This is a genomic window from Klebsiella sp. ME-303 (assembly GCF_007910085.1).
Taxonomy (GTDB): domain Bacteria; phylum Pseudomonadota; class Gammaproteobacteria; order Enterobacterales; family Enterobacteriaceae; genus Klebsiella; species Klebsiella michiganensis.
Window position 1 is genome coordinate 1 of the sequence record NZ_VOJB01000044.1, and the last position, 23,758, is coordinate 23,758.

At 56.2% G+C, this 23,758-nt stretch carries 20 protein-coding genes and 1 pseudogene; 11 read left to right on the forward strand and 10 right to left on the reverse strand.

From position 1 onward, the window contains the following. On the reverse strand, positions 1-861 hold an 861-nt coding region (locus FQK12_RS01130; protein ID WP_146295645.1), incomplete at its 3' end, for a DMT family transporter. A 119-nt stretch (positions 862-980) separates the two neighbouring features. Between FQK12_RS01130 and gcvA the strand changes: the two genes are divergently transcribed. Continuing rightward, positions 981-1,889 carry a transcriptional regulator GcvA gene (gene gcvA, locus FQK12_RS01135; protein ID WP_014228058.1) on the forward strand — a complete coding sequence of 303 codons (909 nt, stop codon included), beginning with the start codon at positions 981-983 and terminating at the stop codon, positions 1,887-1,889. A gap of 137 nt (positions 1,890-2,026) precedes the next feature. Here gcvA and FQK12_RS01140 read toward each other — a convergent pair whose 3' ends face one another. Both FQK12_RS01140 and FQK12_RS01145 read right to left on the reverse strand, forming a co-directional pair. Beyond that, positions 2,027-3,367, reverse strand: a complete 1,341-nt coding sequence (locus tag FQK12_RS01140; RefSeq protein WP_014228059.1) for a carbohydrate porin — start codon at positions 3,365-3,367, stop codon at positions 2,027-2,029. Positions 3,368-3,489: 122 nt separating this feature from the next. After that, complete coding sequence (locus FQK12_RS01145; protein ID WP_014228060.1) at positions 3,490-4,887, reverse strand: MFS transporter; 1,398 nt, start codon at positions 4,885-4,887, stop codon at positions 3,490-3,492. 437 nt (positions 4,888-5,324) lie between these two features. Between FQK12_RS01145 and FQK12_RS01150 the strand changes: the two genes are divergently transcribed. From FQK12_RS01150 to FQK12_RS01165, 4 genes are all read left to right on the forward strand, one after another. Next, complete coding sequence (locus FQK12_RS01150) at positions 5,325-6,356, forward strand: LacI family DNA-binding transcriptional regulator (RefSeq protein ID WP_004848002.1); 1,032 nt, start codon at positions 5,325-5,327, stop codon at positions 6,354-6,356. Positions 6,357-6,607: 251 nt separating this feature from the next. Beyond that, entirely contained in the window at positions 6,608-7,537 is a 930-nt protein-coding gene (locus FQK12_RS01155; protein WP_004848004.1) for a dihydrodipicolinate synthase family protein, read from the forward strand. A gap of 142 nt (positions 7,538-7,679) precedes the next feature. Continuing rightward, complete coding sequence (locus FQK12_RS01160; protein WP_014228061.1) at positions 7,680-8,528, forward strand: fumarylacetoacetate hydrolase family protein; 849 nt, start codon at positions 7,680-7,682, stop codon at positions 8,526-8,528. Between the two features lie 116 nt (positions 8,529-8,644). Then, entirely contained in the window at positions 8,645-9,934 is a 1,290-nt protein-coding gene (locus FQK12_RS01165; RefSeq protein ID WP_004848008.1) for an anaerobic C4-dicarboxylate transporter family protein, read from the forward strand. Positions 9,935-10,008: 74 nt separating this feature from the next. Here FQK12_RS01165 and FQK12_RS01170 read toward each other — a convergent pair whose 3' ends face one another. Beyond that, positions 10,009-11,376, reverse strand: coding sequence for a formimidoylglutamate deiminase (locus FQK12_RS01170; protein ID WP_014228062.1), 1,368 nt, complete (start codon positions 11,374-11,376; stop codon positions 10,009-10,011). 102 nt (positions 11,377-11,478) lie between these two features. Between FQK12_RS01170 and hutC the strand changes: the two genes are divergently transcribed. Both hutC and FQK12_RS01180 read left to right on the forward strand, forming a co-directional pair. Beyond that, positions 11,479-12,240 (forward strand): histidine utilization repressor, encoded by a 762-nt coding sequence (gene hutC / locus FQK12_RS01175; RefSeq protein WP_004848014.1) that lies wholly within the window; start codon positions 11,479-11,481, stop codon positions 12,238-12,240. After that, positions 12,237-12,794, forward strand: coding sequence for a HutD family protein (locus tag FQK12_RS01180; protein WP_014228063.1), 558 nt, complete (start codon positions 12,237-12,239; stop codon positions 12,792-12,794). The genes hutC and FQK12_RS01180 overlap by 4 nt, the downstream gene beginning before the upstream one ends. 33 nt (positions 12,795-12,827) lie before the next feature. Here the strand turns inward: FQK12_RS01180 and hutH are convergent, their stop codons facing one another. From hutH to FQK12_RS01205, 5 genes are read right to left on the reverse strand one after another with little or no spacing between them, the layout of a single operon-like run. After that, positions 12,828-14,360: a histidine ammonia-lyase gene (hutH, locus tag FQK12_RS01185; protein WP_014228064.1), complete on the reverse strand. Its 1,533-nt coding sequence runs from the start codon at positions 14,358-14,360 to the stop codon at positions 12,828-12,830. A 10-nt stretch (positions 14,361-14,370) separates the two neighbouring features. Further along, entirely contained in the window at positions 14,371-15,246 is an 876-nt protein-coding gene (locus tag FQK12_RS01190; protein ID WP_014228065.1) for an ABC transporter substrate-binding protein, read from the reverse strand. 30 nt (positions 15,247-15,276) lie between these two features. Next, on the reverse strand, positions 15,277-15,957 hold the full coding sequence (locus tag FQK12_RS01195) for an ABC transporter permease (RefSeq protein ID WP_014228066.1): 681 nt from the start codon (positions 15,955-15,957) through the stop codon (positions 15,277-15,279). A gap of 2 nt (positions 15,958-15,959) precedes the next feature. Next, positions 15,960-16,604 carry an ABC transporter permease gene (locus tag FQK12_RS01200; protein WP_004848024.1) on the reverse strand — a complete coding sequence of 215 codons (645 nt, stop codon included), beginning with the start codon at positions 16,602-16,604 and terminating at the stop codon, positions 15,960-15,962. After that, complete coding sequence (locus tag FQK12_RS01205; protein ID WP_014228067.1) at positions 16,601-17,698, reverse strand: ABC transporter ATP-binding protein; 1,098 nt, start codon at positions 17,696-17,698, stop codon at positions 16,601-16,603. The genes FQK12_RS01200 and FQK12_RS01205 overlap by 4 nt, the downstream gene beginning before the upstream one ends. Positions 17,699-18,205: 507 nt before the next feature. Here FQK12_RS01205 and hutU point away from each other — a divergent pair. Genes hutU through hutG form a run of 4 tightly spaced genes read left to right on the forward strand, consistent with a single transcriptional unit; the run spans position 18,206 to position 23,351 of the window. Next, complete coding sequence (gene hutU, locus FQK12_RS27555; RefSeq protein WP_014228068.1) at positions 18,206-19,882, forward strand: urocanate hydratase; 1,677 nt, start codon at positions 18,206-18,208, stop codon at positions 19,880-19,882. Between the two features lie 52 nt (positions 19,883-19,934). Next, positions 19,935-21,329, forward strand: coding sequence for a purine-cytosine permease family protein (locus FQK12_RS01215; protein WP_014228069.1), 1,395 nt, complete (start codon positions 19,935-19,937; stop codon positions 21,327-21,329). Between the two features lie 11 nt (positions 21,330-21,340). Further along, positions 21,341-22,549, forward strand: a complete 1,209-nt coding sequence (gene hutI, locus FQK12_RS01220; RefSeq protein WP_014228070.1) for an imidazolonepropionase — start codon at positions 21,341-21,343, stop codon at positions 22,547-22,549. Then, a complete protein-coding gene (hutG, locus tag FQK12_RS01225; RefSeq protein WP_014228071.1) occupies positions 22,542-23,351 on the forward strand; it encodes an N-formylglutamate deformylase in 810 nt (269 codons plus the stop codon). Before hutI ends, hutG begins: the two co-directional genes overlap by 8 nt. 220 nt (positions 23,352-23,571) lie before the next feature. Here hutG and FQK12_RS01230 read toward each other — a convergent pair. Continuing rightward, a pseudogene (locus FQK12_RS01230) lies at positions 23,572-23,758 on the reverse strand (MFS transporter); the annotation flags it as partial.

Here is a 23,758-nt window from a genome sequence, read left to right on the forward strand (position 1 = left end):
CATCCAGACAGCAATACCTATAATGATCGCCCCGATAACAAAACCATTGTTAACGGTTTCGTTCAGTACCATGTATCCCCATAGCACGCCAAATGGAGGAATTAAAAAGGTCACTGTTAATGAACGTAAGGGGCCGATATCAGCGATAAGCCGGAAATAGAGTATGTAGGCAAATGCGGTACAGATCGCTCCTGCGGCAATGACGCTTATCCATGCCTCTTGCTGTAACCAGTTAACGGTCGGTCCACTATGGGTGCTCCATATAAAAAAGGGTAGCAAAAAAAAGGACGCACCTATCTGACTACCGAAGGCCACGATTTTAGGATCGAGTCCACCTTTGTTTGAAATCCAGCTACGCGTCAGAAAACCGGCGGTCGCATAGCAACTGGTCGCGATGAGGCAGGCAATAACGACGGCAATTTGTTTCTCAGCTGACAGGGGTTCACCAATTGTGGCGATCGCGATGATCCCGACAATGCCCAGGAGCATGCCAGCCCATTTTCTGAAGGTTAATTTCTCTGCAAAAAATGCAAACCCAATCACCGCCCCCATCAACGGCGTTGTTGCATTCAGAATGGCTGAATACCCAGCCGGTAACCATTTGGCAGCCAGGCAATACATCAGGAAGGGTAATCCTGAATTAATGACGCCAAGCATCACTGAGGACTTAAATTTATCTTTAAAGTCAAAAGAAGATTTAAAGATAAATAAAATAACCGCGAGGCCTGTGGAACCAAAAAAGACGCGCAAAAAAGCCGTGTTAATAGCGCCAAACTGCGGTACGGCTATGCGCATAAAGAGAAAACTCGCGCCCCAGATAGCGGCGAGCAACAATAACCGAAGATAATCAGCAATGCGCATAGCGGTTCCTTTTATTTGAATGAGAAGTCACAACGCAACTGTGAAACAGGGCGGGCGTACTGACAAACAAGATTTTTGTTTATACTTAAGCTTTTCTAATTCATGAAGTCGTGTAGCCGATGAAAATGCCACCTTTACACGCGCTTATGTGTTTTGAGTCTGCGGCAAGGCTGATGAGTATGAAAGCGGCTGCCGATGAGTTATGCGTAACATCCAGCGCGGTCAGCCAACAGATTGCGAAGCTGGAAAGCATGACGAACAGCCGGTTGTTCATCCGTAGTCCTCGCCGTCTCGAACTGACAACCGAAGGACGCATCTATCTGCGGGCGATAAGGCCGGCTTTCAATCAGATAGCAGAAGCAACACAGCGCTTAATGAATGAAGGAAAGGCAAACAAAGTGACGGTCAGTTGCACAAGTGGTTTTGCCATCCAATGGCTCCTGCCGCGGCTGCCTGCATTTGAAAAAGCCAACGCGGGCGTGGAAGTGCAAATCAGTACAACCAACAGGCAGGTTGATTTACTGTCTGAAGGGATTGATTTCGCCATCCGACACGGGGCTGGTGACTATCCCGGGCTGGAGTCTGAGTGCCTGATAAACGATAAACTCCTCCCGGTCTGTAGCCCCCGGTTAATCGCATCAGAGGACGAGCTCTCATCACCGGGCGATATGGCTGAATACACGCTGCTGCACGATGAACACCGGCTGGACTGGGCTCTCTGGTTTCGTGCTCTGGGTATTAGTAATTTGAAGACAGACACGGGGCCCGTTTTCATCGATTCCAACGGCGTGATTGAGGCCGCAATCGCGGGCAAAGGTATCGCGCTCGTGCGCAGTTCTCTTATTTGTGAAGAACTGAAGAGTGGTTTGCTGATTAACCCGCTAAAAATACCGGTTGATACGCCGATTGCGTACTATCTGGTGTACGACGAGTCCGCGGTCTTGCAGAAGATATGCCGGCGTTTCCGTGACTGGATAACCACGACCGCGACCAAAGAATTTCCCGCGATAGACAAGAGGGCTAAATAAAGAAGCTGACTCCAGTTCTGTCCGTACTCTCTCTGAATCCCCTGTGGCGTGGGGAGTAAATGGGGAGATATTCGTCTCCCCGCTGAAGACACGTTGCTGCTCGAATACAGCAGACCTGACGGCGGCAGCCCGTTTTATCAGAATTTGACGGTCACCTGATTGCCGAGCACCCAGGCGTTTTTAATCTCTTCGCTTCCTCCCGGATGAACGAGCAGCTGCAGGTTAGGGCGCACGGTCAGCCATGGCGTCGCGCGAAAGCTATAATGCAGCTCTGCGGCATACTCGGCTCTGCGAACCGGAACATACAGAGGGTTATCATAATCATCGATCCCCCGCATCTGGTTCAGGAGCTGCGCCCGACGGGCGACTCTGTCGTTGGCGTGCATTTTACTGACGCCGAAGCTGATAAAGTCCTGCGGACGGCTGGCGAAAGGGCCTTGATAAATGGCGCCGGCCTGAATCTGATAGTCCATTGTCGCCGTATCTTTATCATTCATTGCCAGATGCCCGAAAAGGCTAAGGCCACGTTGGCGCTGGCTGCTCGAGTAGGTCAGCTGCTGGACGACATAGAGATAACCTCCGTAGCGGCCGTCGTGTCGCCGGGCGGCCTGGTGCGTGAGCACATAGGGATCGCCATTGTCATCATCCAGCACATCATTGGCGTCCGCCGTGTTATACCATCCCCCGAGTTTCCAGATGCCGGGGAGTTTTGCCGCGCCGAGAGTAGGTCTATATCCCAGTTCAAAAAGGTACATGTACCCCAGATGCCCGGTACCATCCAGCTGGAAGCTTCCGTGGCGGGTGGCGTAGGCAGGATTGTACTGAAACGCGCCGGCCTGGACGTAAAGGGCTGGGGCGGGGCTGTATTTAATACGGCCGCCCCACTGGCCTATGGGGGTGTTATACCAGACGCCGCTGCCGTGGCCAGCTAAAGAGCCGCACAGCGACAGGTTTTGAAAAAAGCAGCCGTTGTTATCAAAATCCTCTCCCGGCGGCATCAGGCCCACCTTGAGATCCAGCTTTTTATCCCACCCGGTTTTTTTGAACCAAAACTGCGTCGCGTGCCATGTTTGCCCCCGACCGTAGTTGCTCTGAACACCGGAGCCTATTACCGGCGCGCGCGGATCCTGAAGGCGATCCTGAGTCAGATCTCGCCCGTTACGATTATTCACCGACGCTTTAAATTCACCGTCGTGAATACCTAAAATCTTTTCCAGATCCATATTTACGCCGAGAATATACTGGTCGCTGTAGCGCAGGGTTTTATCGCGATCGTAACCGCCGGAGATATTCGTGGCCGTCATTGCGCTATATTCCAGCGTAAAATCATAACCATGACGGCGCAGATCCGTACGCACGCCTCCCCATTCTCCGGTCATGTTTTTTGCGGTGGGAGAAAAAAGCGTCTCGTTGGCCAGCGTCTGTAAAGGGTGTAGTAAAGCCAGCAGCATCGTGCCGCTGTGGATGAGTTTGTTCATGTTTTTACCGCCTGTTAATGATCCAGGTCTATGAATAATTCCCGGTAAGGCGCAGCTGAATCAGCCGACTGCGCCGACCTCCCGTCAGAGGTGGCCCCGCGCTTCCCGGAGCCACAGGCCGTCTATGGCGACAGCTCTTCTAACGATTTTCCTTTGGTTTCAATGGCAAAAAGCCAGGTAATTAAGCCGCCAATCAGCGCAATGACCGCGAAAGTGATAAACACAAAGCGGATCCCGAAGCCGCTGACGATAAAACCGACCATCAGTGGGCCGATGGATGACCCCGCCCGGAGCCATGCGCTGGAATACGCGGTGCCGATAGCGCGCAGTCGGGTGGGATAAAGCTCTGCCGCGTACAGATAAAGCGAGAAAGCGATGGTCTGCAGAATGGCGTAGGTCAGGCTGCCCAGAATCAGAATTTCAACGGCGGATTTCGCGCCCAGAACGGAGAGCGTAATCAGCGGAACGATAGCCAGTAAAAAGGCCCATGTGTACCAGCGTTTGCGCCCGACGCGGTCGATCATCAAGGCGCAGATCACTGAAGCCACGACGCCGCAGGAAGAGGTGATCCAGCCGTAGGCCAGACTGGTATCGAGGGAGAGGTTAAACCAGGTTTTGTAGAGGGTTGGAAACCAGGTGATCATTCCGTTGTTGACGCTATAAACCGTCAGCCACAGTCCCCAGAGCATAAAGGTGCGGGATTTATAGATACCGCCAAAGAGGGCTTTAACCCCTTCCGGAGCCGCTTTTTGCACCGCGGGGGCTTTTATTTCCGGTTCGGGCAACGTCATCCCGCGCCTGATGACCTCTGATTCCAGCGTCGATACGATGCTGTCCGCTTCCTTCAGCCTCCCTTTTGCTGTCAACCAGCGCGGTGATTCCGGCATGAGCCAGCGAAGGGGAACGGTCAGCGCGGAGGGGACTAAGCCAATTAAAAACATGACCTTCCAGCCATAGATGGGCACCAGAAAATACCCCACCAATCCGGCAAACATCATGCCGATAGGGAAAATCACTTCATACAACAAAAAGAAACGCCCGCGCTTTTTGGCACCGACAAATTCATTGATATAGGCGCTGGCAACGGGGACTTCCGCACCGATACCCACCCCCTGTAAAAAGCGAATAACAAGAATTGACCAGCCGTTCCAGGCAAAAAGGCAGGCCGCATCCATGAGTACGAACATGATGATGGTGATACGCAATACGCCGATGCGGCCTATTTTTTCCGCCAGCGAGCCGAAAAACAGGGCGCCGCACAGCTGGCCCACGTAGCTGGCCGCAATAATAAGACCGACAAACGTCGGCGTGAGACCCCACTCCTGGGTAAGCTGGGGGAGCGCAAAAGCGATAGCAATAATGGTATAGGCATCGAAAAACGTCGATAAGCCGACGATAACGCGGATCGCTTTCAGCCGTCGGGTGATGGGGAGGCGTTCCAGCCTTGCCAGCAGCGCGTCTGGCGTGGACGCCGTTCCGCTGGCAACGGCGTAATCTGAAGCAATGGCCTGAGTTGACATAGTATTACCCTGTTAAACGTTGTCTGGGGCATACACGTAAGGTTCTGAATAACCACAGGGCAACGAACCCTTATTCATCGACGTGCTGCATATAATGCTGTCCTGATGTGTTTATGATAACGTTACTGCAATCGATTTCACTTGCAGCTAATCCTTTGCTGGATTCGCCGCTAAGTCAATTACGCCTGTTGTATAAATGTCGAGCAGTTCACAATCTGAAAAAACTCACGCGCAAAAAGGCGAAGCGGTGAATGCAAAGCAAAATGGATAAGAAATGTGAATTAACGACCTCCCGAATGAACCCGGCAAAGTGAAGCACCATTCCTTTTGTCCGGGCGAGGTTTGACGTAAGATCCTTTAACCCCACGGTTTGCACGATGGTATCCGTTGAACGGGCAACACGGATTTTTACCCGCATTGATGAGTTGGAGCAGCAGATGGATCAAGAAAGTGAACTGAACGATTTGCCGGAAAAAAAGCTGGCGACAATGCGGGATGTTGCTCGCGCTGCGGGCGTGAGCGTCTCGACCGTTTCGCGCGTACTCGATGAACGGTTACCCACCTCGCGCAGCGCCTCGGCAGAGAAAATTCGCCAGGTGGCCCGTGAGCTGGGCTACCGTCGGGACTATGTTGCTTCCAGCCTGCGCCGGGGCGATACCGGAACGCTTGGCGTCCTGGTGCCGAGGCTGACCGATGCCGTTACGGCGATGCTTTTCGAAGAGATAGCCAGGGCGGCGGCCAGGCGAGGCTATTTCGCGATCGTTGCGACCTGCGGTGATAGCAAGGATCAGGAGAAAAACGCCGTGGAATCGCTGCTGGATCGCCGCGTGGATGGGTTGATCATGTCCACCTGCCGGCTGGACGATCCTTTGCCGCAAACCCTGCGTGAACGGGATGTGCCCCACGTTCTGGCGCTGCGTACCGACGGTTTTAGCCCCTCATCGGTCGGGGACGATGAGCTTGGCGGCTATCTGGCTACCCGACACCTGATTGATTTAGGCCACCGCGATATTGGCCTGATTGGCGGCCCTGATTTTGCCTCCAACGCGCGCAACCGGCGTAAGGGCTTTGAGCGGGCAATGCAGGAAGCCGGGCTCAGGATCGAAGCGGAATGGTGCTGTCATTCAGATTTTAATATCGCCTCGGGGGAGCAGCAGGGAATGAAAATTCTCAGCCAGCCTCATCGCCCGAGCGCGCTATTTGCCGTCAATGACGAACTGGCGATCGGCGTCCTCGCGGCCGCGCACCAGCAGGGGCTGGTGATTGGCGAAGATCTCTCCCTGGTCGGCTACAATGATATTCCCCTGGTGAGCAGACTGCCCGTGGCGCTGACCTCGGTCAGAACGCCGCTGGAGCATATCGCCAGCAATGCGGTTGATATGTTATTGAATCCAGAGATAAATAATAACATGCGGATTACCACGCCTTCCCTTATTCCCCGTAAGTCTACCGCGTCTCCACGTAAATAATCCCCCTGTGATCCTCCCCGACTTTCCAGGAGAAAGCGGGGAGGGTTGAATTTTGTATAACGGATCTCATCCCGGATGCAGATCGCGGTTTAGTTTGTGATCTGCGTTGCATTTTTAACCAACATGGCGTTGACGGTTTTATTTTTGAGGTTCAATGTCAACGTCGTGAAAACGATTGCAGAAACGATTTCACTTCCGTTTCAAAGAATCGCTTAACCGTAAACAAATGCTTACTCATCAAGGGGATATTTATGATTAACATCGATCTGAGAGGTTTGACTCCGGCTCCGGTTACACCCTTCACTCGCGATGGACGCGTAGACTATGATGCCATTCAGCGCCTCGGCAGCTGGCTGGGCAGCATCGACGGGGTGAAAGGTCTGGTGGTGCTGGGACACGCAGGGGAGGGGACTTTTCTGACCCAGGAAGAGCAGGCGAATGTGATCCGCGCGTTTGTGAAGTCCGTGGATGATAAGCTTCCGATCATTGCCGGCATCACCGGGGAAGGGACGGAAGTGGCTGCGCTGGAGGCGAAGCGCGCCGTTGCCGCCGGCGCATCCGCCGGTTTGCTCTATCCTTCCCACGGCTGGCTGCGCTTTGGCTATCAGGATGGCGCGCCTCAGGATCGCTACCGCGTGGTGTACGAAGAAAGCGGCCTGCCGCTGATTCTTTTCCAGTATCCGGATGTCACTAAAGCCACCTACAACCTGAAAACGCTGCTGGATATCTCCGCGCAGCCGGGCGTATTTGCCATGAAGAATGGCGTACGTAATATGCGCCGCTGGGATACCGAAATTCCGGTTATTCGCCGCGAGCGTCCGGATCTGCAAATCTTAAGCTGCCACGATGAATATCTGCTGCATACCGCCTTTGATGTGGATGGCTTCCTGGTTGGCTACGGCAATATCGCGCCTGAGCCGTTAATTGAAATGATTAAGGCGGGTAAAGCGGGCGATTACGTTAAAGCGCGTGAGCTGCACGACCGACTGCTGCCGGTGACCAAAAGCGTCTACCACCGCGGTTCGCACATGGAAGGTACCGTGGCCCTTAAACATGCTCTGGTTGCGCGCGGGATCCTTGAACATGCCACCGTTCGCTCACCGCTGCTGCCGCTCGAAAATGGCGCTGAAAAAGAGATCCACGACGCCATGCGCGCCGCTGAGCTGGGCCGCGTCGGTTAATTTATTCTGCGTCTGTTGTTAATCCGCAATGCAGAAATATCGCTTACTGTATTGCGGATCATCGGTTACTTCGCCCCGGTATTTTTTGCTGCTCTTCATCATAACGTCGGGGCTTTCACCTCTGTATATTGCTGGGTGATTTATGAAACTATTAAGCTTTCGCGTTAATGATAAAAACAAATATGGCCTGGCGACCGCTGACGGCGTCATCGATCTGCAGGCGCGGTTTCCTCAATATAGCAGCCTGCTGGAATTTATACCGCATCTTCATCTTGTTGATACTCTGCCGCCGTCTGCGAAACAGGCGAACTATTCTTTCGACGAGATCGCTTTCCTGCCGGTTATTACTGAACCGAAAAAAATTATCTGCGCTGGCGTGAATTATCGCGATAAAAACGCTGCCGGTAACGAGAAGCCCTCTAATCCTGTGCTATTCATCCGCTTTGCGGATTCACAGACCGGGCATCTGGCACCGCTCCTCAAGCCGGAACGCAGCAATCAGTTTGACTATGAAGGCGAAATGGCGCTGGTGATGGGCCGTGGAGGACGCAATATACCAGAGCAGGAGGCGCTGCATTATGTTGCCGGCTACAGCTGCTATATGGATGGCTCCGTGCGCGACTGGCAGCATGCCTGCTTTACCGGCGGCAAAAACTGGCCAGCGACGGGCGGCTTCGGCCCCTGGCTGGTGACCGGGGACGCTATCCCCGACCCGCAAAATCTGAATATTACTACCCGACTGAATGGCCAGACGGTGCAGCAGGATAATACGGGCAGCATGTTGTATTCAATTGCCGAACTCATTGCGTATATCAGCACCTTCAGCGCGCTCTCTCCGGGAGATGTCATTCTGACCGGCACGCCCGGAGGCATCGGAAAAAAACGTACCCCGCCGCTCTTTATGCAGCCCGGGGACAGGGTGGAAGTCGAGATTGAGCAGATCGGATGCCTGATGAATAGCGTGCGCAGCGATGCCGCGGTAGCGCGATAAGTTATCGTTTTGTATCTAAAAACAGGGTGAGAGCGCGTTTGCCCGGCGGCCAGGACTTGCAGGCCATTTAATCATGTAAAGGGTTAATGCCGGACAGGGAGCCGTGGAGGCAATATATGATATTGGTTCAGTTTCTGGTGGTGCTGCTGTTTCTGTACATCGGCATGCGGGTCGGGGGGATCGGCGTGGGGTTTGCCGGCGGCGCCGGCGTGATTGTCCTCAGCGCGCTCGGCGCCACGCCGGGTGATATGCCGATGCTGGTTATCGTATTTATCATGGTGGTGATCGTGGCGATTGCCGCCATGCAGGAGGCCGGCGGTATTGAATACCTTGTTGACCTCACCGAGCGCCTGCTGCGCCGCTATCCGCGATTGTTAGTCATCACCGCGCCCCTTTCCACCTGGCTATTAACCATGATGGCCAGCACCGGGCAGGTCTCTTTTGCCTGTATGCCGGTGATTGTCGGCGTGGCGAAAGAGAACAATATAAAGCCCACCCGGGCGCTTGCTCTTTCGGTCGGCGCCTCTTTGCTGGGCATTGTGGCGTCGCCCATTTCTGCGGCGGTGATTTTCTTCTCGGGGATTCTGGAAAAGGGCCATTCTGGCTGGGGCTATATTGAGCTTATCGCGGTATCAATCCCGTCCACCTTTCTGGCGCTGCTGGTCACCTCCGTTTTTTACCTGTGCTGGGACAGGATCCGCCAGCAGGATCGGCTCAATGACAATCCGGTTCAGGTGCAGGCAAGGACTGCGCGGGCGATCCCGCCCTGCGCCGGTCGTTCGGTGCTGATTTTTATCGTCGGGCTGGTTGTGGTGCTGGTTTATGCGATTGTCACCAGTCCGAAACTCGGGCTGATTGCCCATCCGGTCATGAGCAGCGGACAGGCGCGGGTAGGAGTGATGATGGGCGTTGCGCTGCTGATTGTGGTGTGCTGCCGGGTTAACGTACACAAGGTCCCGTCCGGCTCGGTGTTTAAAACCGGGATGACCTCCTGCATCTGTATTCTCGGCGTCGCCTGGCTGGGTTCAACCTTTATGGACAGTAATCAACAGTGGTTGCAAAGCGCGGTCTCGTCACACTTGCTGGATTCGCCCATGATGCTGGCCATTATTATTATGGCGGCCTCATGCTTCTTGTATTCTCAGGCGGCCTCCACAAAAATTTTATTCCCCGCCGCGCTGAGTATGGGCGTTGCCCCGGCTATTTTGGTTGCCTGCTTCCCGGCAACGGCTTCTCTTTTTATTCTGCCAAACTATCCGACGCTGCTGGCGGCGGTAGAGCTGGATGATACCGGCTCCACCAGACTGGGCCGACATATTATCGATCACCCTTTTCTGCTGCCTGGCCTGGCATCGGTCCTGCTTTCAATGCTCTTCGCCGCGGGGCTGGCTTATTGGATTCAGTGAATCGCCTGAGGCTTTTACTTTGAACACATCCGAAAACAAAGCGGTTCACCGTCGGTGAACCGCTTTTTTCGATATCAGGCTGCAAGATCTTTCATCACCTGAATAAATGCCTGAGAGACAGATTCTTCTTTATGGTGATGCCCATCCTCAATCACCCAGCGTCCGCCAGTCATCACCGCGGTAATGGGATTAGATGAGCAGGCGAAGATCCAGCGGTTGAGCAGCATCTGGTCTTCTGCGCTGGCGATAAAGGGATTCTGGCTATCCAATACGACCAGATCGGCCCGATATCCTACGCTTAGCTGGCCAATGTTTTGGCCCAGCGCTCTGGCGCCGCCTCGTAGCGCCCCTTGATACAGCACGTTGCCGACGTGAGGCTCGCCTGGGACGATGAGCCGGTTACGGCGCTGGGCTATCAGGCGCTGCCCGTATTCGAACCAGCGTAAATCCTCGCTGACGCTGACGCTAATGTGGCTGTCGGAACCAATTCCCCAGACGCCGTTATGCTCCAGATATTGTGGGCCAGGGAATATGCCATCGCCGAGATTGGCTTCGGTGGTCAGGCACAGGCCGGCCACCGCACCGGATGTGGCGATCTTCATCGTTTCCTGAGGCGTCAGATGAGTGGCGTGGATCAGGCACCAGCGCGAATCTACGGGGAGATGGTTGTACAGCCACTCCACCGGGCGCTCGCCGGACCAGGCCAGGCAGTCATCCACCTCTTTTTGCTGTTCAGCAATATGAATATGAATCGGTTGCTGGCCAGGGTGGCAGGCCAGAATGGCGCCAATCTGCTCCGGCGTAACGGCCCGTAATGAGTGGAAGCACAGACCGGTACGCTGCATTGGCTCGCCGGCCAGCCGCGATGTGAGCGACTCGTACATTGTCAGGTAGCTGTCGCTATCGTTGATAAAGCGGCGCTGTCCAACGGAGGGCGGCTGCGCGCCAAACCCGGCGTAACTGTACAGGACGGGCAGCAGCGTCAGGCCGATGCCGGTATGTTTCGCCGCGCTGGCGATACGCAGCGCTAATTCCGTCCGCTCTTCATAAGGCGCGCCGCTGCTGCTGTGATGCAGATAGTGGAATTCGGCGACCGAGGTGTACCCGGCTTTGAGCATTTCGATGTACAGATAGCTGGCGATGGTTTCCAGCTGTTCTGGCGTAATTTTATCTACCAGCCTGTACATCAGATCCCGCCAGGTCCAGAAGCTATCCGACGGGTTTCCCGCCACCTCCGTTAACCCGGCCATCGCCCGCTGGAAGGCATGGGAGTGCAGGTTCGGCATACCCGGCACGACGACACCTTTGATGCGCGTCGCCTGCGGATTCGGCGCTGCGTTCTTTTCCAGCGCGGTTATGATGCCTTCTTCGGACACGGTTATGCCGACATTATTTGCCCAGCCATCAGGCAACAGCGCTTTTTCTGCCAACCAGACTGCCATTTTACCACCTTATTATCAGTGCTAATGTATATACATGTACATATATATACATCTAACAGGTCATAGAGTAAACTGACAACGTCAGCATATGAGGAATGGTTAATGGCGCGTAACGACCTGTCAAATTCGGATTCCATGGATGAGTTACTTGAACATCCCGCCCCCTTTTATGAAAGGGTAAAGGCCATGATCAAAACCAAGATCCACAGCGGGGCATGGCCCGCGAATTACCGTGTTCCTTCTGAAAGCGAACTGGTCACGCTGTTTGGCTATAGCAGAATGACGATTAACCGCGCGTTGCGAGAACTGACCGCGGAGGGCTTGCTGGTGCGGATGCAGGGGGTCGGTACTTTTGTCGCCGAAATTCGCGGCCAGTCGGCGCTGCTGGACATTAACAATATCGCTGACGAAATCGCCAGCCGTGGCCATCGCCACCACGCCAGAGTCTTCAGACTGACGGAAATCGAAGCCGATGCCCAGCAGGCATTCAGCTTCGGCATGCAGCAGGGTTGCGGTCTGTACCATTCGCTGATTTGCCATTATGAAAATGGCGTACCGGTTATGCTGGAAGATCGACTGGTGAATATGCAGGTTGTGCCGGACTACCTGCAGCAGGATTTTACACGTATCACGCCGAACGCCTATCTCTCCTCAATTGCCCCGATTGTTGAAGGCGAACACGTTATTGAAGCGGTCAACGTCACGCGGGCCGAGTGTGTTTACCTGGAAATTGATGAACATACGCCTTGTCTGCTGGTCAATCGTCGGACGTGGACCGGCCGACAGGAGAAGAAAATCGTCACCAGCGTGCGCCTGGTCTATCCCGGTCCGCGTTACCGCCTGGAAGGGAGCATGCGCAAATGATCCGTCTGCTCCCTGCCGGGTTGTATACGGAAATGCCCTGGAAAAACGGCCAGGGCATGACGCGCGAAGTGGCCCGCTATCCGGAAGCGGGGGAATATGACTGGCGTATTTCCCTGGCGACCATTCGCCAGCCTGGTCCGTTCTCCGCATTTCCCGGCTACCTGCGCAATATCAGCGTGCTGGAAGGCGGCGGGATGTACCTGACAATCGATGGGCAGCGCAGCGCATTGATTGCGCCTTTCCAGGCGCTGGGGTTTAACGGCGCGAGCGGCGTATCCTGTGAGATTGTCGGCGGCCCGCTGCTGGATTTTAATGTGATTTACCGGGAAGCCGCTCTGCGGGCGACGGTGAGCTGGTGTGGGGCAGGAACGTGGTCGCATCAGGGCGGACTGCGGATATTGTTTAATGCCGGGCCCGCGCTGCGGGTGAGCGTCGGCGACCAACGCTATTTACTGGAACATTACGACAGCCTGCTGGTGGATGAAGCGGTGGCGCTGGTTATCCCGGACTCTCCGGGCGCGCGTCTGGCCCGCATCACGCTGATTCCCCTTTAATCACGCCGCAGGCTCCTTCTGCGGCGCCTGTTGTCACTCCTCTTCGCACAATGCCTGCAGCATCGCGCTGAGTTCGCCCTGATGAATCAGGGCGCGTAGCGCATGTATATCGGGGTAGAGCAGCGTATCTTTATCCCGGAACGGCACCGCCTGACGCACTCTCTCCAGCGTCGCCTCGCTGCCCACGGCGGCACGCAGCGGGCGATGGAACTCCAGCGCCTGACAGGCGCACAGCAGTTCGATGGCGACGATGTCCACGGCGTTTTCTACCGCCTTAAGCGCTTTACGTGCGGCGGCAACCCCCATGCTGACATGATCTTCCTGACCGGCGCAGGTGGATACCGTGTGGATACTGGCCGGGCCGGCCAGACTGCGGTTATCGCCCGCCAGCGCAGCGGCGACGTAGGGTGGGATCATCATCCCGGAGTACCCCGAATCCGGCGAGATAAGAAAGGCCGGCAGCCCGCTGAGATGCGTATTGGTTATTCGGTCGCAACGGGCCTGGGAAGCGGTGCTCAACTGGGCAATGGCAACGGCCAGCGCATCCAGCGCCAGCGCCGTTGGCGCACCGTGACCGTTGCCCCCTGGCATCACGATAAGCCTGTCTTCTTCTACCAGAAACAGCGGATTATCGGTCACCGAATTGAGTTCGATGGTCATAATCTGCCGACAGTGGGCCAGCTGGTCGCGCACCGCGCCGTGGATCTGGGGGATACAGCGTAAACTAAGCGCGTCCTGAACCCGGTGGTCGCGATAACGCGCCAGGATCTCGCTGCCTTTCAGCAGGCGGCGCAGGTTTTGCGCGGTTTCCTGCTGTCCGGGATGAGGGCGCAGGGCGTGCAGGCGGGCATCGTAGCCGCGCGTATTGCCCCGCATGGCCTCGAGGCACATCCCGCCCGCCATATCGGCGACGGGGAGCAGACGCTGGAAATCCGCCACGGCCAGGCAGCCCAGCGCGGTGATCTCATAGGTGCCGCCGACCAACGCGTGACCCTCTCTGGGGCCGGGAACATAGGGCGGGATACCCGCCCGCGTCAGCGCCTGTTGCGCCGGCAGCAGTTCTCCCTGATACCAGCATTTGCCCTCGCCGAAGACCGCAAGGCCGATATGGGCTGTGGCAATCAGGTAACCGACGGAGCCGCCGGCGGGTGACCACGGCGTGACCTGACGGTTCAACATATCGGCGATACGCTGCGCCAGCGCCGGGGTGACGCCGCTGTATCCCTGCAGCAGGGATTTTAACGTCACCGCCATCATGGCCCGCACTTCACGCACCGTCAGGTCCGGACCGACTCCGCAGGCGTGGCTGCGCAGCATATTCAGCTGAGTATCCGTCATCCTGTCCGGGGACAGCCGGGTGGTGACCAGATCGCCGACGCCGGTCGTCAGCCCGTAGATTACCTGGCCTTGTTCAATGGCGCGCTGAATACGGCTGCTGACCCGCGCCATATTATCCAGCGCGGCCTTCTCCAGCGCGATCGGCGCGCCGTCGGCAATCCGCACTATCTCATCCACAGTACCCGGTGCCTGCCCGAGGGTAATGCTGCCGTTCAGAGGAGTTGTCATGTCTGCGACCTTATTGGCTAAATCCGTGTTTTACCAGCCACTCATGCGCGATATCGTCGATGCTGACAAATTCGGCAATTTTCTCGTTCATGTCGATCAGATCTTCAGTCGTTAGCTGAGCAGAAACTTTATTCAGCGTGGTGGTCACGGCGTCATTCAGCGCTTCACTGGCGACGATTGGCACAATATTTTGCGCCGCGAACAGATGTTTTGTGTCTTCCAGCACGACAAGGCGATCTTTTTTGATTGCTGGCGAGGTTGAAAGCAGATCGGCGACCTGGACCTGGTTATTTTTCATGGCGCTGAGCGTCAGCGGCCCGCCGACGTCCAGCACTTTAAAACTCTTAAAGTTCAGCCCGTACACGTCGCGCAGGCCGGAGAGCCCCTCATGGCGGGTTTTCCATTCCGCCGGGCCGCCCAGCACCAGCTGGCTGGCAACAGGCTGTAAATCGGCGATGGTTTTCAGTTTATATTTATCGGCGGTTTTCTGCGTCACGGCCAGAACGTCGATATCCTGAGCCTGGGAGATCTGCAGCATTTTAACTTTCTCCGGCAGCTTAGCGGCCAGCTCTCTGGCGACGTCCTCACTACCGTGTGCCGCATTTTTCGCATCCAGATAGCTCAACAGCGCGCCGCTGTATTCCGGGATCAGCGTGATGGAGCCGTCCAGCAGCGCCGGGATATACACTTCGCGGCTGCCGATGTTCAGCTTTTTCTCCACCGGGATGTTTTGCGCTTCTAACGCACCCGCATAAATGGTGCCCAGCAGTTGGCTTTCCGGGAAGTCTGCAGAACCGACAATGACTTTCGGCGCGGCCCAGGCCGATGAGGTCGCCGACAGCAGCAGCGCTGAACACAGCGTCAAAATACTTTTTTTCATATTCATTGAGGTATCCTTTTGAGCAGTGGAATGAGGTTATGGGTTTTTAATACGCCGGGTAATACCGGGTGAAACGACTATTTTTTGCGAGAAAGAGAACAAGCAGTCGATCAGTAAAGCCAGTAGCGCCACCAGCATGGCGCCGGCGATCATCTGGCTGAAATCGTTCGCCGCGCGTCCGTCAATAATCAGACGTCCGAATCCCCCCAGCGAGACATAGGCTGCGATGGTGGCGGTGGAAATAATCTGCAACGTGGCGCTGCGCACGCCGGAGAGGATCAGCGGAAGCGCGCAGGGCAACTCCACCTGTAGCAGGATCTGCAGCCGCGTCATCCCCATGCCGCGAGCGGCATCAAGGACATAGGGATCGAGCGCGCGAATACCCGCATGCACACCCAGCGCAATCGGCGGGAGCGCCAGCGCCACCAGCACCAGAATACAGGGCAGAATAAAGGCCATATCGGACTCAAACTCGCCGGAAAGTAAAATCACCAGCAGAATAATCAGCCCAAATGAGGGCAGGGAGCGCAGGGCGTTGGTGGTACCGATGAGCAGGCCTTCCCCTTTACCGGTATGGCCGGTGTAGCAGCCGACGGGAAACGCGATGATAAAGGCGATCGCCAGAGCGACAGCGCTATAGCTGATGTGCTGCGCCAGAAGGGGGAAAATGCCGCCCTCACCAAACCAGTGGATGGGATCCATAAACCAGGTAAGCATAATTATCCTCTCTGAGGTTGCCAGCGGCTGAGTTGACGAGTGGCGTAAACCACCAGCATATCCAGCAGCAGCGCCAGAATGATGCTGAGCGCGATCCCGGCGATGATGGGCGTCAGAAATTGCAGCTGGAAGCCCAGGGTAAACAGCGAGCCGAGCTGCGGTGCGCCGATTAATGCCGCGACGGAAACGATACTGACGTTAGACACCACGGCAACGCGCAGGCCGGAACCAATCACCGGCACGGCCAGCGGCAGGTCGATCTGGAAAAACTGCTGAGCGGGTTTATACCCGAGCGCTGCCGCGGACTGACGGGTATCGGCCGATACGGAGTCCAGCCCGTCGCAGACGGTGCGAACCAGTAGCGCAAAGCTGTAGATGGTCAGTGCGACCACAACATTAATGGGGTCCAGAATCTGCGTGTGGAGCAGCGGGGGCAGCAGCACAAACAGCGCCAGTGACGGAATGGTATAGAGTAGGCCAAACAGGTTAACGATCGCCGACTTGACCGATGGCAGGTGGTGAATGCCCCAGCCGACAGGGATCGCCAGAATTAACCCTATCACTACCGGCACAATTGCGAGATAGCTGTGCCAGAGAAACAGGTTGAAGATTTTATCGCTCTGCGCCCATAGCCAATCGAATCTCATGCTCCCTCCTGGCGCGTGGATTTACACATGTCGAGTACTTGATCGAGGTGGATGGTCCCCAGCGGGATTTGCCGTTCATCGACGATCACGGCCCGGTGGTTGGGCGAGCTCAGCGCAGCGTCCAGCAAATGGCGCAACGGGCTCCCTTGCTGGTGGAACGTCGCCCCCAGATTGATGTTGTCGTGGGTAATTGCTGTTGCCGGCTGATGGGTGTCGAACCAGCCAAACGCTTTGCCGTTTTGGGTAACCAGCAGCCAGCGGTCGATGGCCATCTCTTTGGCCTGCTCGAAGGAACAGTCCAGCTCGGCATAGGGCTCGTTGCGTAACCCGGTTTCTGTGTCGGCGGCGTGGAAACTCAGTTTGCGATAGCCTCTGTCTTTGCCGATAAAGTCCGCCACAAAGGCGTTTTGCGGCGTATTGAGCAGTTCGCCTGGGGAGGCCATCTGCGCCAGCTTGCCGCCAGGTTTAAGTACCGCGACCAGGTCGCCGAGCTTCATGGCTTCATCAATATCGTGAGTGACCATAATGATGGTTTTGCTCACCTCTTTCTGAATACGCAAAAACTCTTCCTGCAGCTGTTCGCGGACCACCGGGTCGACCGCGCTGAACGGTTCGTCCATCAACATAAACTCCGGGTCTGCCGCCAGGGCGCGGGCAACGCCCACGCGCTGCTGCTGGCCTCCGGAAAGCTGCCAGGGGAAGCGTTTGGCGATTTGCGGATCCAGACCGACGACTTCCAGTAATTCCCCGGCTCTGGCTCTGGCTTTACTTTTGGCGGCGCCGTTGAGAATCGCGGTGGTGGCAATGTTGTCGATAATGTTTTTGTGAGGGAATAAACCTGCATTTTGAATGACATAGCCAATACGGCGGCGCAGTTGCACGATATCCATTTGCTCGGTGGCTTCGCCGTTAAGCAGGATTCGGCCCGATGACGGTTCCACTAACCGGTTAATCATCCGCAATGAGGTGGTTTTTCCACAGCCCGAAGGGCCGACAAATACCGTAATTTTGCCACCCGGCGCTACCAGGCTAAGGCCATCTACTACGACCGAACCGTTGTCGTAGTGCTTAGTCACATTCTGGAAGGTAATCATCTTCACGCCTCTGATTGTTGTGTGTGGTGTTCCCGAATGCAGGGGAGTCACGCGACAAAATGCTGCTATGTATAATCTTGTATGTACAACTAGCAAAACTTGTGCCACTGCCAGAGGGATACGCAATAAGATGGTTATTTAGTTATTTTAAAACAATCGCTTATAGTGTGTTTGCGTTATCTGGTACTGCCGTCTATGGCGAGATAAGAAGTTATGACGAGATAGAAAATGCACTAGTGTTATCTTTTTGTGATGTTTTAGTGCACAAAAATAAGGCAGAGAGCTGTATTTTTGCACCAAAATGGCCCATCATCACGGTGTGTTCACGAGTGTATAGCGCAGCATGTCCTTCTGTTTTTATGTTAATTTGTTGAATTTTATTGGTTTTATAAATTAATTTCTAACCTGGCATCCAATATGCTTATCATGTATATACAATTAAAATGCAAATAACAAAACTAACAATTAATTAACATATGACAGGTAACGGATAAGAAGGTAAAGCGCATGAGTAAACAAGCAACCCGTTTTCGCGATGTTGAAATCAGAGCCCCGCGAGGCACTAAGCTGAACGCAAAAAGTTGGTTCACAGAGGCGCCGCTGCGCATGCTGATGAACAACCTGGATCCTGATGTCGCCGAAAATCCAAAAGAGCTGGTGGTGTACGGCGGTATTGGCCGGGCGGCCCGCAACTGGGAATGCTACGACAAGATCGTTGAGACCCTGAAGCAGCTCAATGATGATGAAACGCTGTTGATCCAGTCCGGTAAACCGGTGGGGGTTTTCAAAACCCACGACAATGCCCCGCGGGTGCTGATCGCCAACTCCAACCTCGTACCGCACTGGGCAAACTGGGAGCACTTCAACGAGCTTGATGCACAAGGTCTGGCGATGTACGGGCAAATGACGGCCGGCTCATGGATCTACATCGGCAGCCAGGGCATTGTTCAGGGCACTTACGAAACGTTTGTGGAAGCCGGGCGCCAGCACTATAACGGTAGCCTGCGCGGACGCTGGGTGCTGACTGCGGGTCTGGGGGGAATGGGCGGCGCCCAGCCGCTGGCCGCAACCCTGGCGGGAGCCTGTTCGCTGAATATTGAATGCCAGCAGTCGCGTATCGACTTCCGTCTGCGTACCCGCTATGTCGATGAGCAGGCCAGCGATCTGGATGACGCCCTGGCCCGCATCGCCCGCTATACCGCAAAAGGAGAAGCGGTATCCATCGCGCTGCATGGCAACGCGGCGGAAATTTTACCGGAGCTGGTAAGACGCGGCGTGCGCCCGGATATGGTGACCGACCAGACCAGCGCACACGATCCCCTCAACGGTTATCTGCCGCTGGGCATGAGCTGGGAAGACTACCGCGCTCGCGCGCAGTCCCACCCGGTGGAGACGATCCACGCGGCGAAAGCCTCAATGGCCGAACACGTTAAAGCCATGCTCGCCTTCAGGCAGCAGGGCATTCCCACCTTCGATTACGGCAACAACATCCGCCAGATGGCGAAAGAGATGGGGGTGGAAAACGCTTTTGACTTCCCAGGCTTTGTTCCCGCCTATATTCGTCCGCTGTTCTGCCGGGGGATTGGCCCATTCCGCTGGGCGGCGCTTTCCGGCGATCCGCAGGATATCTACCGCACCGACGCGAAAGTTAAAGCGCTAATACCCGATGATGAACACCTCCACCACTGGCTGGATATGGCCAGAGAGCGCATCAGCTTCCAGGGGCTGCCGGCCCGGATCTGCTGGGTCGGCCTGGGACAGCGCGCCCGGCTGGGCCTGGCGTTTAACGAAATGGTCCGCAGCGGCGAGCTGTCGGCACCGATCGTGATCGGCCGCGATCATCTTGACTCCGGCTCCGTTGCCAGCCCTAACCGCGAAACGGAAGCGATGCAGGACGGCTCCGACGCGGTCTCCGACTGGCCGTTGCTGAACGCGCTGCTGAATACCGCCAGTGGCGCGACCTGGGTTTCCCTGCACCATGGCGGCGGCGTAGGGATGGGCTTCTCCCAGCACTCCGGCGTCGTCATTGTATGCGACGGCAGCGATGAAGCGGCGGAGCGCATCGCCCGGGTGCTGAGCAACGACCCGGCCACCGGTGTGATGCGCCATGCGGATGCGGGTTATGACATCGCGATTGAATGCGCCAGAGAGCAAGGACTCAACTTGCCAATGATTGCGGACTAATTTCTCCGGCGAAGGGGACAATGTATCCCCTTCGCCTCACCGGAGTGCTGCCATGAAGAATAACAACACAACATACATCGAAACACGTTCTATTGAACCCATCCCTGACGGTGAACGCCACGGTAGCATTTTTAGCCAGTTCACCCTGTGGCTGGGGGCTAACCTGCAAATCACCGCCATGGTCACTGGCGCATTAACTATTGTATTCGGCGGGGATGTTTTCTGGTCGCTGGCCGGTCTTATGCTGGGGCAGATTGCCGGTGGGATTGTGATGGCATTGCATGCCGCGCAAGGGCCGCAGCTGGGGATACCACAGATGATCAGCAGCCGGGTACAGTTCGGCGTCTACGGCGCCTGCCTGCCGATTCTGCTGGTCTGCCTGATGTACCTTGGCTTTATCGCCACCGGGGCGGTGCTGTCCGGCCAGGCGATCTCAGCGGTTTTCCATACTACGGAAACCAGCGGCATTCTGCTTTTTGCTGCCGCCACGCTGGTTATCGCCTATGTCGGCTATCGGTTGATCCACCTGTTGGGTAAGCTGGCGAGCCTGGTGGGGATTATCGCGTTTATCTACCTGCTGTGGAAAATCAGTTCCTTTCCGGCTATTGGCGACCTGCTGAGTATCCGACCCTTTAGCTGGAGTACGTTTTTAACCGCCACCGGCCTTGCGGCTTCCTGGCAGATCACCTTTGGCCCCTATGTTGCCGATTATTCCCGCTATCTGCCGCGCAGCACCTCTCCCGGGAAGGTCTTTTTCGCCGTCGGGAGCGGTTCGGTGATTGGCGCGCAAATCGCCATGACCGTCGGGGTGCTGGCTGCCGCTCTCTCGCAGGGAAAACTGGTCGGTCATGAGGTGGACTACATCGTCGGCCTGGGCGGCACCGGCGCGATTGCCACGCTGTTATATCTGAGCATCGCGTTTGGTAAACTGACGATCAATACCCTGAATGCCTACGGCAGCCTGATGTGCCTGGCGACGGTGTACAGCTGCGGGAAGCAGCGAGTGCGCGTAAGCCAGTCGGTACGTCTGCTGGTGCTGGCGATGATTATTACCCTGGCGACCGCTATCGCGATTATCGGGCAACACTCTTTCCTGTCGGCTTTTAAATCCTTCCTGTTGTTCCTGTTGACTTTCTTTACACCGTGGAGCGCGATTAACCTGGTGGATTACTATTTCTTCAACCATCAGGCGATAGACATGGAGGCGCTGAACGATCCGAACGGGAAATATCGGGCGTGGAATGTGACGGGGCTCGGGGTTTATCTCGTCGGAGTGGCGGTACAGACGCCGTTTATTGATAGTGGATTCTATTCCGGCCCATTCGTGAAGATGCTGGGCGGTATCGATATCTCCTGGCTCATTGGGCTGGCGCTACCGGCGGGGCTCTACTATGTCCTGCGCAAAGCGCAGTCCGCAGCGGCGGCTGGCGCCGCCATCAGTCGTTAAAGGAGAGCGCCATGTATACCCTTTGGCACCACTGCCGGATCGCCACCATGGCCGCTGGGCATTATCAGTTGCTTGACGATGGCGCGATGCTGACCGACGGCGCAGTGCTGTTATGGGTCGGGAACCGGGCAGAATTGCCGGACTTACCCGTTGCGCAGCGGGTGGATTTGCAGGGCAGGGTGGTCACGCCGGGACTGGTGGATTGTCATAGCCACGCGGTGTTTGGCGGCGACCGGGCCCGGGAGTTTGAAATGCGTCTCAACGGGGCGAGCTATGCGGAGATCGCGGCTGGCGGCGGCGGGATCGCCAGTACAGTCAACGCCACGCGACAGGCCAGCGAAAGCCAGTTGCTGGAGAGCGCGCGGCAGCGTATCCGGGAGCTGTGCCGGGACGGCGTAACGGCGCTGGAGATCAAATCCGGCTACGGCCTGGATCTGGCTAACGAACGTAAAATGCTGCGGGCGATCCGCCGTTTAGGCGACATATTGCCGCTGACCGTGCGCAGTACCTGCCTGGCGGCCCATGCGGTGCCCGTCGAGTATCAGGAGCGGGCAGATGCCTGGATTGACTATATTTGCGAACGACTGCTGCCGGAACTGCATCAGGAAGGGCTGGTGGATGCGGTGGATGCGTTCTGCGAACACCTGGCATTTTCGCCCTCGCAAGTGGAGCGGGTCTTTCAGAAGGCCCGGGAACTGGGGCTGCCAGTGAAGCTCCATGCTGAACAGCTAACGCTACAGCATGGGGCGGCGTTGGCCGCTCGCTACCATGCGCTGTCGGCGGATCATCTGGAATATTTGTGCGAGGAAGATATCGCCGCAATGGCACGCCATGGGACGGTGGCGGTGCTGCTGCCGGGCGCCTATTACTTCCTGCGTGAGAAACAGCTACCGCCGCTGGAGCTGCTGCGTCAGTACCGGGTGCCGATTGCCCTCGCCAGCGATTTAAATCCCGGCACCTCGCCGGTGTTGTCCCTGCGTCTGATGATGAATATGGCCTGTACGCTATTCCGCATGACGCCGGAAGAGGCGTTGGCTGGCGTGACGCTTAACGGCGCGAAGGCGCTGGGGCTGGATACAGTTTGCGGTTCTCTGGAAGCCGGAAAAGAGGCCAGCTTCGTGGCGTGGGATATCGCTCATCCGGCGGAGCTAAGCTACTGGCTGGGAGGCTCCCTTTCGAAACAGGTGATTTATCAAGGTAAGGAGGTTTATTGTGATTAAGGCGTTTGATTTGCAGCAGGGGAACCTGCCGCTTCTGGTCAGTATGCCACACCCGGGAACGTTATTAACCCCCGAAGTCGCCCAGGGGCTCACGCCGAGGGCGAAGCGTCTGGAAGATACCGACTGGCATATTCCCTTGCTCTATCAGACCATCGCGGACATGGGGGCCAGCACGTTATGCGCCCGCTATTCCCGCTATGTGGTGGATATCAATCGCCCGGCGGATGATAAACCGCTTTACAGCACGGCGACAACCGGGCTGTTTACCGATATCTTTTTTGACGGCGAAGCCCTGTTCGTGCCGGGCGGTGCGCCTGACGCGGCGGCGAAGGACGCGATACTAAAACAGGTCTGGCAGCCTTATCACCAGGCGCTTGCCGCTGAACTGGCACGCCTGCGTGAGAAATTTGGCTATGCGCTGTTGTGGGATGCGCACTCGATCAAATCCGTGGTGCCGCGCTTGTTTGAAGGGCGGCTGCCGGATCTGAACTTTGGTACGGCGGACGGCGCCAGCTGTTCGACGCAGCTCAGCCAGGCGCTGCTGGCAAGCTGCAATGCGTTCCCGCAGTATAGCCGGATACTCAATGGCCGCTTTAAAGGCGGATATATCACCCGTCACTATGGCGATCCCGCCAACCATATTCATGCTGTTCAGCTAGAAATGGCCCAGTGCTGCTATATGGATGAGGAGAGCTTTGCTTATCTACCGGAGAAAGGGCAGCAGGCGCAACAACTGCTGGAGAGGTTGATTAATACTGCGTTGCAGTGGGGACGAGAGCAGTACGGCGAGCCCGGAATGTGAACTCGTATAAAGCTGAAGACACAGGCACCCGAAAAGTCTGTAAAACAGCCGAAGGCGATAAGAAAGGTCAAATAAAGCGACGGCTTACCACCTGCCTGGCTTCTTCTGAAGAGAGGGGGAATGCGGGCCGTTAGCGGAACCCCCTTATATCCCCGTCTTTCTGAACTGCCCCCCTTCCTTGCGGAAAGGGGCTTTTCACAATACCAGGACTGAGCGGAATTCATGAACCGTCTTCTGCAGGACGTGAGGCGGTCCCGCTTGCTTTCCTCATCGCCTGGCTGTACTGCCAGGTGGAAACCAGACAGACCAGTAAAACCGGTATCATCATCAGACCCAGCAGCTTCCAGCCCAGCAAGGCCAGCATCACGCCCGCTCCGGATGTGGCTATCGCGGAGAAAACAAAGCGG